Origin of the sequence: Streptomyces sp. GESEQ-4, from assembly GCF_017948455.1 — a bacterium.
Lineage (GTDB): Bacteria > Actinomycetota > Actinomycetes > Streptomycetales > Streptomycetaceae > Streptomyces.
This window is the reverse complement of the sequence record NZ_JAFFSU010000002.1, coordinates 634,054-644,258: the sequence shown is the minus strand read 5'-3', so window position 1 is coordinate 644,258 and position 10,205 is coordinate 634,054. Positions and strand designations below refer to the sequence as shown.

Below are 10,205 nucleotides of genomic sequence, written 5' to 3'. Positions count from 1 at the left end.
CACTGGTGACCGCGCCTCCAGAGTGTGGAACCGGCTCAGCCGGAGGACCACGGCGATACTAAGGTAAGCATTACCTAACCAAAAGACCCCTGTCTGGGTCGACCTGTTATCGACCACTAGGATTAAGGTCTGCCTAACCTAAGGGAGTTGCCCGTTGGAGACCGCACGGTGACGCGGGGCAGAAGGGTTCGCCCTGTTCTCCTCGTCGCATCGCTGGGCGTGGTGCTGCTCGCGCTCTGTCTGCTGTCGCTCGCCCTCGGCGCCGCCAGCATTCCGCCGGACCAGGTGGTGCGCGCGCTGTTCGGTGACGCGCCGAGCCGGTTCGTCGACAACGTCATCTGGTCGGCACGGGTGCCCCGCACCGCGCTCGGACTCACCGCGGGGGCGGCGCTCGGGCTGGCCGGGGCGCTGATGCAGGCCCTGACCCGCAATCCGCTGGCCGACCCCGGAATCCTGGGGGTCACCGCGGGTGCGTCCTTCGCCATCGTGCTGGCCGTCGGCGTGCTGGGCCTCGGCTCGTTCTACGGGTACGTCTGGTTCGCCTTCGCCGGTGCGCTCGTGGCGAGCGTCCTGGTCTTCCTGCTCGGCAGGCTCGGTCGCTCCGGTCTGACGCCGGTCAAGCTGGCGCTCGCCGGCGTCGCGGTGACCGCGCTGCTCAACTCCCTCACCAGCGCGATCGCGTTGACCGACCCGGACGCGCTCGACCGCTACCGCTTCTTCACCGCCGGCTCGATGGCCGACCAGGACGGGGCGACCGTACTGCGGATCCTGCCCTTCCTGGCCGTCGGTGCCGTACTCGCCCTCGCCGCCGCGCCCGCCCTCAACAGCCTGGCCCTCGGCGAGGACGTGGCGGCCTCCCTGGGACGGCGGGTCGGCCTCATCCGGCTCGGCGGCGTCACCGCGATCACCCTGCTGACCGGAGCGGCGGTGGCGGCCATTGGGCCGGTCGTCTTCATCGGCCTGGTCGTCCCCCATGTCGCCCGTGCGCTGGCCCAGTCGGCGGGCATCGGCCCGGACCACCGCTGGCTGCTGCCGCTGTCCGCGGTGCTCGCGCCGAGCCTGCTCCTTGCCGCGGACATCATCGGCCGGATGATCGCCCGGCCCACCGAGGTGCAGGCCGGGATCGTCGTCGCCTTCATCGGCGGACCCTTCTTCATCGCCCTGGTCAGACGGCGCAAGCTCGCGGAGGCATGAGGATGACGACGACCTTCAAGTCCCTTGCGGCGAAGACCCGTTCCGCGCCGGTCCGGACCTACCGCCTGACCGTGCCGCCGCTGTCCGGCATCATCCGCCCCCGTCTGGTGGCGGTGTGCGCGGTCCTCGGCGCCGGCACCTTCTTCGTCTTCTGCTGGAGCCTGACGATCGGCGACTACCCCATCGCCTTCGGCGACGTCGTGCGGGCCCTGGTCGGCTCCGGGGACCCCGGCACCGTGCTCGTCGTCCAGGAACTGCGGCTGCCCCGCTCCCTGGTCGGGCTGCTGGCCGGCATCGCGTTCGGTGTCTCCGGCGGGCTGTTCCAGACGATGACCCGCAATCCGCTGGCGAGCCCCGACATGATCGGCCTCACCCAGGGCGCGGGCACCTTCGTGGTCGCGGGCATCGTGCTCGGCTGGGACGGAGGCCTCGGCACGCAGGCGCTCGGCCTGCTCGGTGCGCTGACCACGGCCCTGCTGGTGTACGCCCTGGCCTGGCGCCGCGGCACCACCGGCTACCGGATCATCCTCATCGGCATCGGCGTGGCCTGGATCTGCACCAGCGCCACCGACTATCTGGTGGCCAAGGGCGGGCGGTTCCAGGCCCAGGCCGCGCTGGGCTGGCTGGTGGGCAACCTCAACGGCCGTACGTGGTCCCAGGTCGGCCCCCTCGCCATCGCGCTGGCGGTCCTGCTGCCGACGGCGCTGCTGCTCGGCCGGCTGCTGCGCACCCTCCAGCTGGGCGACGACGTGGCGACCGGCCTGGGCACGCGGGTGCAACCGGTGCGCCTGGCCATCCTCCTCAGCGGGGTCGGCCTGATCGCCTTCGCGACCGCCGCCGCGGGCCCGATCGCGTTCGTGGCGCTGGCAGCACCGCAGATCGCCCAGCGACTGGCGGGCACCGCCTGGCCGCCCACCGTGGCCTCGGGGCTGACCGGGGCGCTGGTGGTCCTCGGCGGCGACCTGATCGCCCGTACGCTGTTCTCCGGCACGGAGTTGCCGGTCGGAATCGTCACGGGCGTGCTCGGCGCGCCCGTACTGCTCTGGTTGCTCGTCCGCGCCAACCGCGCGGGTTCAGGAGGCTGATCCCATGTCGACCGACCGTATGAAGACCGATGCCGGGCCGGCCGACTCGCTGCCCCCCGCCGACCCGGACCTGCGGGCGAGCGGTCTGCGTCTGGCGTACGACAACCGCCTGGTGGTGGACGGCATCGACCTGGCCGTGCCGCCCGGCCGGATCACCGCCGTCGTCGGCGCCAACGCCTGCGGCAAGTCGACGCTGCTGCGCGCCCTGGCCCGGCTGCTGGCGCCCCGCGAAGGGGCGGTCCATCTGGACGGCAGGGCGCTGCACTCCATACCGACGCGGGAACTGGCGCAGCGTCTGGGCATCCTGCCGCAGAGCCCGGTGGCGCCGGAGGGCCTGACGGTCATCGACCTGGTGAACCGGGGCCGTTCACCGCACCAGACCTGGTGGCGGCAGTGGTCGAAGGCGGACGAGCAGGCCGTGCAACAGGCGCTGACGGCGACCGGTATGACGGACCTGGCGGACCGCCCCGTCGACGAGCTGTCCGGCGGTCAGCGCCAGCGGGCCTGGATCGCGATGGCCGTGGCGCAGGGCACCCCCGTCCTCCTCCTCGACGAGCCCACGACCTATCTGGACCTGGCCCACCAGATCGACGTCCTGGACCTGATCACGGACCTCAACCGGCGTGAGAACCGCACGGTCGTGATGGTCCTGCACGACCTCAACCAGGCCTGCCGCTACGCCGATCACGTGGTCGCCATGAAGAACGGCCGCATCGCCGCCGAGGGAACTCCGGCCGAGGTGATCACGGCTCAGACGGTGGCGGACGTGTTCGACCTGGACTGCCGCATCACCCTGGACCCGGTCAGCGGCACGCCGATGGTGATCCCGATGGGACGTCATCACCAGGGCGCGCCGCTGCAGCCGATGGCACAGGCGGCGGACTGAGAACGCGGACGCCCGTCAGGGGCGGGCGGTCAGATACCCGCCCATCGTGCGGAAGTACTCCGACGCCGCGAGCTCCGTCCCGTCCTCCGTCCGCACCCGCTTGACCAGCAGTCCGTGCAGCCGCCCGGTCCGCGCCTCCGCACCCGCCACCACGACCACCCCGTCTCCCTCGCGGATGAAGATGCGCCCGGGCGTGCCGCCGTAGCAGCCCTGGGAGACCTCCGCCTCGATGATGCGGATGCGTTCGCCGCGGTGGTGGGTGAAGGCGTTGGGGTACGGGTCGGACTGGGCGCGGACCAGCCGGTCCAGGGCTTCCGCGGGCCAGGTCCAGTCGATGCGGCTGTCCTCCATCGAGCGCTTGTGGAAGAAGGTGGCCCTGTCGCGGTCCTGTGGGATCCAGTGCGCCCGGCCGGAGGCGATCAGGTCCAGCGACTCGTGGACCACGGGGGTGATCAGGTCGACGGTGCGGTGGAAGAGATCGGTGACCGTGTCGCGCGGGCCCACCGGGATCGCCCGCTGCAACAGGACGTCTCCCGCGTCGAGTTCGGCGTTCATGCGGTGTGCGGTGACGCCGACCTCGCGTTCGCCGTTGATGAGCGCCCAGATCAGCGGGGAGAAGCCCGCGTAGGCCGGCAGCAGCGAGTCATGGACGTTGAGCGTGCCGTGCGTGGGGAGGTCGAAGATCTCCGGCGGGAGCACCGTGCGCCAGTTGTTGGCGACGATCAGATCGGGCTCCATGTCCCGCAGGGCGGCGCGGAGTTCGGGGTCGTCGGGACGGTTGCGCAGCAGTACGGGGATGTCGTGCTTCTCGGCGAGATCGGCGACCGAATCGTCCCAGATCTTCTCGTATACGTGGTCGCTCTTGGGGTGGGTGACGGCCATGACCACCTCGTGATCGGACTCCAGCAGAGCCTGGAGCGTGCGGTGCCCCCAGGTCTGATAGCCGAACATGACGACCCGCATAGTCGATCCTCTCGTAGGACACACCATTGCAAGGTAAGGCTAACCTTATTTAACATCGGTGGCGCCTAAGGGAAGGGAAGTTGCGGTGAACGCACTGCACGACGAACCTGCCGCCGTCCACGATGTGCTCGGAATCGGTTTCGGGCCGTCAAATCTCGCACTGGCCATAGCAATCGAGGAACACAACGTCCGTGCCGCTCCACAGGACCGGATCCGCGCCGGATTCCTGGAACGCCAGACGGGCTTCGGCTGGCACCGCGGAATGCTCATCGACGACGCGACCATGCAGGTGTCCTTCCTGAAGGACCTGGTCACCATGCGCAATCCCACAAGCGACTTCAGCTTCCTGTGCTTCCTGCGCGAGCGCGGCAGACTGGTCGACTTCCTCAACGCGAAGACGCTCTTCCCGCTGCGGATCGAGTTCCACGAGTACTTCGAGTGGGCGGCCGCCCGGGTCGCGGACCTGGTCACGTACGACTCCGAAGTCCTCGCCGTGGAACCGGTCACCGCCGAGGGCGGCGAGGTCCGCTTCTTCGACGTAGTCAGCCGCGTGCCCGGCGATCCACAGCGCACGGTGGTCCGCCGCACCCGCAACATCTCGGTGGCCGTGGGCCTGGAACCCCATGTGCCGCCCGACATAGCCCTCTCGGACCGCATCTGGCACAACAGCGAACTGATCCCGCGCACCCGCGAGTTGACCGGCCGGGGCGAGTCGGTGCAGCGCATCCTGGTCCTCGGCGCGGGACAGAGCGGCGCCGAAGCCGTCGACTACCTGCACCGCTCGTTCCCCGACTCGGAGATCTGCGCGGTCTTCGCCAAGTACGGCTACACACCCGCCGACGACAGCCCGTTCGCGAACCGCATCTTCGACCCGGAGGCCGTGGACGTCTACTTCCAGGCGCGGCCCGAGGTGAAGCAGGCCCTGTACGACTACCACCGCAGCACCAACTACTCAGTGGTCGACATGGACTTGATCGAGTCGCTGTACGCCACCATGTACCGCGAGAAGGTCCAGGGCCGCGAGCGCCTCCAGCTGCGGAACGTGTCCCGCATCCGGGACGTGCGGCAACTGCCCGACCGCCTGGAGGTCACCGTCGAGTACCTTCCCACCGGGGAACGGGAGGTCATCGCCTGCGACATCCTGGTCCATGCGACCGGGTACCGCCCGAGGGAGCTCGACCCCCTGCTGGGCCGGACCGCGAAGCTCTGCCTGCGGGACGACAACGACGCCGTACGCGTCGGACGCGACCATCGCGTGGAGGCCGCACCCGAGGTCACCGCCGGTATCTACCTGCAAGGCGCGACCGAGCACACCCACGGCCTCACATCCACCCTCCTGTCCACGACCGCCGTACGCTCCGGCGAGATCCTCGACTCCCTGCTCACTCACCGGCGCGGCGACGCCGACGACCCAGTTGGGCAAGATTCGTCAAGTCAGAGTAGCCTCACCTAAGTTTTCAGCCTGTTGAGCGATTCAACGGTCGTCCGATCCCGGAGGGGTGCGGGTGGGTCCTTCAAATCCGTCGGGACGTGACGTCCTCAGACGGTCGATCAAGGGGCAGCGGCGTGATGTCGCGCTCGGCTCGCTCCTCGGCTCGGGACACCAGGCGGGCGAGGCGCTGGTGCCGGTCCTCATCGGCGTCGTCATCGACCGCGCCGTCACGGATTCCGACACCGGCGCCCTGCTGCGGTGGCTCGCCGTCCTCGCCGTGGTCTACACGGGACTCGCGCTCAGCTACCGCTACGGCGCCTGGTCCGGCGACCGGGCCGCCGCGCAGGCCGAACACGACCTGCGGATCACCCTCGTACGACGCGTCCTTCATCCACGCGGCGGGGCGGAGGAGGGCCGGCTGCCGGGCGCGCTCGCCAATGTCGCCACCGAGGACGCCAAGCGGGTCGGCGCCGTCAACATGGCGCTGATGGCGGGGATTTCGGCCCTGGCCGGCATCCTCGCCTGCGCCGTCGTCCTGCTGCGGGCGTCGGTGACGCTCGGCCTGGTCGTCCTGCTCGGCACGCCGGTGCTGCTGTGGCTCGGCCACCTGCTCAGCAAGCCGCTGGAGTCCCGCAGCGAGGCCGAGCAGGAACGGGCCGCGCACGCCTCGGCCGTCGCCGCCGATCTGGTGGCCGGTCTGAGGATCCTCAAGGGCATCGGCGGTGAGTCGACCGCCATATCCCGCTACCGCACCACCAGTCGCGACTCCCTCCAGGCCACCTTGAAAGCGGCCCGCGCGCAGGCCTTCCAGAGCGGCATGGTGCTGACCCTGACGGGCTGTCTGATCGCCGCCGTCGCCCTGGTCGGCGGCCGGCTCGCGGCCAACGGCTCCATCAGTCTGGGCCAGTTGGTGTCTGCGGTCGGGCTCGCGCTGTTCCTGCTCGGCCCGTTGGAGGTCCTCGCGTGGGTCAACGCCGAGCTCGCCCAGGGCCGCGCCTCCGCCTCCCGGATCGCCGAGGTGCTCGCCGCCCCGCACACCGTCGACCCCGGCGAGGGAACCCTCCCCCAGCCGGTGCGCGGCGCGGTCCGGCTCAGCGGCGTCAGCCTCGGCGGGCTGCGCGACGTCGACCTGGATGTCGCGCCCGGCGAGCTGCTGGGCGTGGTCACGACCGACCCAGCCCAGGCCACGGACCTGATGCGCGCCCTGGCCCGGCAGACCGACCCGGACTCGGGCACGGTCGAGCTGGACGGCGTATGCCTGCGGGATCTGGATCCGGCTCAGTTGCGTACGGCGATGCTGGTCGCCGAGCATGACGCCGACCTCTTCGAGGGCACCGTCCACGACAACGTCACGGCGTCCGCCCCGGACGGCGCCGATCCGGAGCCGGCGATGGCGGCGGCCGGGGTCGCGCAGGTCGCCCAGTCCCTGCCGGACGGCGCGGACACGGCGGTCAGCGAACGCGGCCGGTCGCTGTCCGGCGGACAGCGCCAACGGGTCGCCCTGGCCCGCGCCTTGGCCGCCGACCGGCCCGTCCTGGTCGTCCACGATCCGACCACCGCGGTGGACGCGGTCACCGAGGCGGGCATCGCCACCGGAATCCGGGAGATCCGCAAGGGCCGTACGACGATCCTGGTGACCACCAGCCCCGGGCTCCTGTCGGTCACCGACCGGGTCGTGCTGCTGGAGGACGGACGGGTCTCCGACACGGCTCCACACGCCGACCTGATACGCCGTCATGAGTCCTACCGAGCGGCGGTGCTGGCATGACCGACCCGACCCCCACCCGCGAACTGCTGCCCACGGCGACGCCGGTCCGTACGCGCGCCGCGGTCCGTGAACTCGTCCGTCCGCACCGCCGCCTGATGCTCACCGCTTTCGCCGTGATGATCGCGGCGACGGGGGTCGGGCTGATCGTCCAGCCACTGCTGGGCCGCATCGTGGACGTGGTCGCCGAGCACCGGTCGGCCGACGATCTCACCCTCCCCGTGGTCCTGCTGGTGCTGGTCGCCGTCGTGCAGGGCAGTGCCACCGCGCTCGGTCTGTCGCTGGTCTCCCGGCTCGGTGAGACGGTACTGGCGCAGTTGCGCGAGCGGTTCGTCGAGCGGGCCCTGCGACTGCCCCTGGAACAGGTGGAGAAGGCAGGCTCCGGCGACCTCAACGCCCGGGTCACCCGGGACGTCTCGGTGGTCGGCGAGGCGGTGCGCAACGCGCTGCCCGAACTGGCCCGCTCCCTGCTCGCCATCGTGCTGACCCTGGCAGCGATGGCGGCGCTGGACTGGCGGTTCCTGCTGGCGGCCCTGCTCGCCGTGCCCATCCAGGCCGGGACCGCACGCTGGTACGTACGCCATGCCGTCCCCCTCTACGCCGAGCAGCGCATCGCCATGGGGTCCCAGCAACAGCAGCTCCTGGACACCATCGCAGGCGCCGGAACCGTACGGGCGTTCCGGATGGAGGAGCAGCACACCGCGCACGTGACCAAGCGCTCCTCGGCCGCGGTCGCGCTGACCATGCGCGGGGTGCGGCTGGTGCTCGACTTCTACAACCGGCTGCACATCGCCGAGTACACCGGCCTCGCCGCCGTCCTCGTCACCGGCTTCCTGCTGGTGCGCGCCGACTCCGTCTCCATCGGCACCGCCACGGCCGCCGCGCTCTACTTCCACAGCCTGTTCACCCCGATCAACTCGGCCCTCGTCCTGCTGGACGACGCCCAGTCGGCGACGGCGGCGCTCGCCCGGCTGGTCGGAGTCGCAGACGGGCCGGCGACCGAGGCATCAACCGGAACACCGAGTCCGTACGACCGTCCCGGGTCCGGCGCGGTGACGGTGACGGGCGTCCATCACGCGTACGAGCCCGGCCGCCCCGTCCTGCACGACATCCACCTCACCCTCGCGGCCGGCGAACGCGTCGCCCTCGTCGGCGCGAGCGGCGCGGGCAAGACGACGCTGGCCAAGCTGATCGCGGGCGTGCACCGGCCGACCGCCGGTTCGGTACAGCTGAACGCTCCCACGGACGGCCTGCCTGTTGCCCTGGTGACCCAGGAGACGCATGTCTTCGCCGGGCCGCTCGCCGACGATCTGCGCCTGGCGCGCGCCGACGCCACGGACCAGGACCTGCGCGCGGCACTCGCGGAGGTGGACGCGCTGGACTGGGCCGAGGCGCTGCCGGAGGGTCTGTCCACCGTCGTCGGCGAGGGCGGACACCGCCTCACCGCCGCCCAGGTGCAGCAACTGGCCCTGGCCCGGCTGGTCCTGGCCGATCCGCCGGTGGCCGTGCTCGACGAGGCCACGGCCGAGGCGGGCAGCACCGGCGCCCGTCTGCTGGAGAAGGCGGCGGACCGGGCGATCGAGCACCGCACCGCGCTCGTCGTCGCCCACCGCCTCACCCAGGCCGCCGACGCGGACCGGATCGTCGTCATGGACGGCGGCCGGATCGTGCAGAGCGGAACCCACGACGAACTGTGCGCCACCGCCGGCCCGTACGCCTCCCTGTGGCAGGCGTGGTCCGGCACCCGCACACCCGTCGACGAGCCCCCCACGCCCCGTCCCAGCACCGACACAACCAAGAAGGACCACTGATGCTCGGCTCTCTCAGAGGCACCCGGCTCGCCGCGGCACTCGCCTCCGCGCTGCTCCTCTTCGCCACCGCCACGGCCTGCGGATCCGACGACGGCTCCGACACGGCGGGCTCGGAAGCCACCGAGTCCTCGAGCACCGCTTTCCCGGTGACCCTCCCGCACAAGTACGGCAGTACGACCATCAAGTCCGAGCCGAAGCGGATCGTCACGGTCGGTCTCACCGACCAGGACGCGGTGCTCGCGCTGGGCAAGGTGCCCGTGGGCACGACCGAGTGGCTCGGCGGCTACAAGGGCGCGATCGGCCCCTGGGCCACGGACAAGCTGGGCAGCGCGGCGGCCCCGACGGTCCTCAAGGACACCGGCACCGGTCCGCAGACGGAGAAGATCGCCGCGCTCAGGCCGGACCTGATCCTCGCCGTCTACGGCGGCCTGACCAAGGAGCAGTACGACACTCTGTCGAAGTTCGCCCCGGTGGTCGCCCAGCCCAAGGAGTACAACGACTTCGGCGTGCCGTGGCAGAACCAGACGGAGATCATCGGCAAGGCGCTCGGCCAGGAGGCCGAGGCCAAGGACCTCGTCGCGGGCGTCGAGGCCGACTTCAAGAAGGCGACCGACGACAACCCTCAGTTCGCGAAGTCCAGCGCCGTGATGGCGACGCCGTACGAGGGCATCTTCGTCTTCGGCAGCCAGGACCCGCGCTCGCGTCTGCTCACGGACCTCGGCTTCACCCTGCCCAAGGACCTGGACAAGGTCATCGGTGACGAGTTCGGTGCCAACATCAGCAAGGAGCGCACCGATCTGCTGGACACCGACGCGGTCGTCTGGATCGTCTCCGACACCGCCAAGGACAAGGCCGCGCTGCGCAAGAACTCCCTGTACGCCGATCTGACGGTGGCGAAGGAGGACCGCGAGGTCTTCGTCAAGGAGAGCAGCGACTACGGCAACTCGGTCTCCTTCGTGTCGGTGCTGAGCCTGCCCTACATGCTCGAGCGTCTGGTGCCGCAGCTGGCCGCGGCGGTCGACGGCGAGACCTCGACGAAGGTGACCGAGCCGACGTCCTGACGCTCGGC

At 70.8% G+C, this 10,205-nt stretch carries 8 protein-coding genes; 7 read left to right on the top strand and 1 reads right to left on the bottom strand.

Annotated elements, in window-relative coordinates:
- Positions 1–168: 168 nt before the first annotated feature.
- From KCH48_RS08140 to KCH48_RS08130, 3 genes are read left to right on the top strand one after another with little or no spacing between them, the layout of a single operon-like run.
- Positions 169–1,194 carry an iron ABC transporter permease gene (locus tag KCH48_RS08140; protein WP_210571512.1) on the top strand — a complete coding sequence of 342 codons (1,026 nt, stop codon included), beginning with the start codon at positions 169–171 and terminating at the stop codon, positions 1,192–1,194.
- A gap of 2 nt (positions 1,195–1,196) precedes the next feature.
- The gene (locus KCH48_RS08135) at positions 1,197–2,279 is read left to right on the top strand and encodes an iron chelate uptake ABC transporter family permease subunit (RefSeq protein WP_210571457.1); all 1,083 of its coding nucleotides are present in this window, start codon (positions 1,197–1,199) and stop codon (positions 2,277–2,279) included.
- A gap of 4 nt (positions 2,280–2,283) precedes the next feature.
- Entirely contained in the window at positions 2,284–3,165 is an 882-nt protein-coding gene (locus tag KCH48_RS08130; protein WP_246884927.1) for an ABC transporter ATP-binding protein, read from the top strand.
- 15 nt (positions 3,166–3,180) lie between these two features.
- Here the strand turns inward: KCH48_RS08130 and KCH48_RS08125 are convergent, their stop codons facing one another.
- Positions 3,181–4,128, bottom strand: a complete 948-nt coding sequence (locus KCH48_RS08125) for a methionyl-tRNA formyltransferase (RefSeq protein ID WP_210571456.1) — start codon at positions 4,126–4,128, stop codon at positions 3,181–3,183.
- A gap of 85 nt (positions 4,129–4,213) precedes the next feature.
- Here KCH48_RS08125 and KCH48_RS08120 point away from each other — a divergent pair, with 85 nt between their 5' ends.
- Genes KCH48_RS08120 through KCH48_RS08105 form a run of 4 tightly spaced genes read left to right on the top strand, consistent with a single transcriptional unit; the run spans position 4,214 to position 10,197 of the window.
- Positions 4,214–5,581 (top strand): lysine N(6)-hydroxylase/L-ornithine N(5)-oxygenase family protein, encoded by a 1,368-nt coding sequence (locus KCH48_RS08120; protein WP_210571455.1) that lies wholly within the window; start codon positions 4,214–4,216, stop codon positions 5,579–5,581.
- Between the two features lie 52 nt (positions 5,582–5,633).
- Positions 5,634–7,328: an ABC transporter ATP-binding protein gene (locus KCH48_RS08115; RefSeq protein ID WP_210571454.1), complete on the top strand. Its 1,695-nt coding sequence runs from the start codon at positions 5,634–5,636 to the stop codon at positions 7,326–7,328.
- Positions 7,325–9,136 (top strand): ABC transporter ATP-binding protein, encoded by a 1,812-nt coding sequence (locus KCH48_RS08110; protein ID WP_210571453.1) that lies wholly within the window; start codon positions 7,325–7,327, stop codon positions 9,134–9,136. The genes KCH48_RS08115 and KCH48_RS08110 overlap by 4 nt, the downstream gene beginning before the upstream one ends.
- Positions 9,136–10,197: an iron-siderophore ABC transporter substrate-binding protein gene (locus KCH48_RS08105; RefSeq protein WP_210571452.1), complete on the top strand. Its 1,062-nt coding sequence runs from the start codon at positions 9,136–9,138 to the stop codon at positions 10,195–10,197. The genes KCH48_RS08110 and KCH48_RS08105 overlap by 1 nt, the downstream gene beginning before the upstream one ends.
- The last annotated feature ends 8 nt before the right edge of the window (positions 10,198–10,205 follow it).

Excerpts from the sequence above, each read along its gene's own strand:
- KCH48_RS08135 (WP_210571457.1), top strand. The coding sequence starts at position 1,197 with ATGACGACGACCTTCAAGTCCCTTGCGGCGAAGACCCGTTCCGCGCCG.
- KCH48_RS08130 (WP_246884927.1), top strand. The coding sequence starts at position 2,284 with ATGTCGACCGACCGTATGAAGACCGATGCCGGGCCGGCCGACTCGCTG.
- KCH48_RS08125 (WP_210571456.1), bottom strand. The coding sequence starts at position 4,128 with ATGCGGGTCGTCATGTTCGGCTATCAGACCTGGGGGCACCGCACGCTC.
- KCH48_RS08110 (WP_210571453.1), top strand. The coding sequence starts at position 7,325 with ATGACCGACCCGACCCCCACCCGCGAACTGCTGCCCACGGCGACGCCG.
- KCH48_RS08105 (WP_210571452.1), top strand. The coding sequence starts at position 9,136 with ATGCTCGGCTCTCTCAGAGGCACCCGGCTCGCCGCGGCACTCGCCTCC.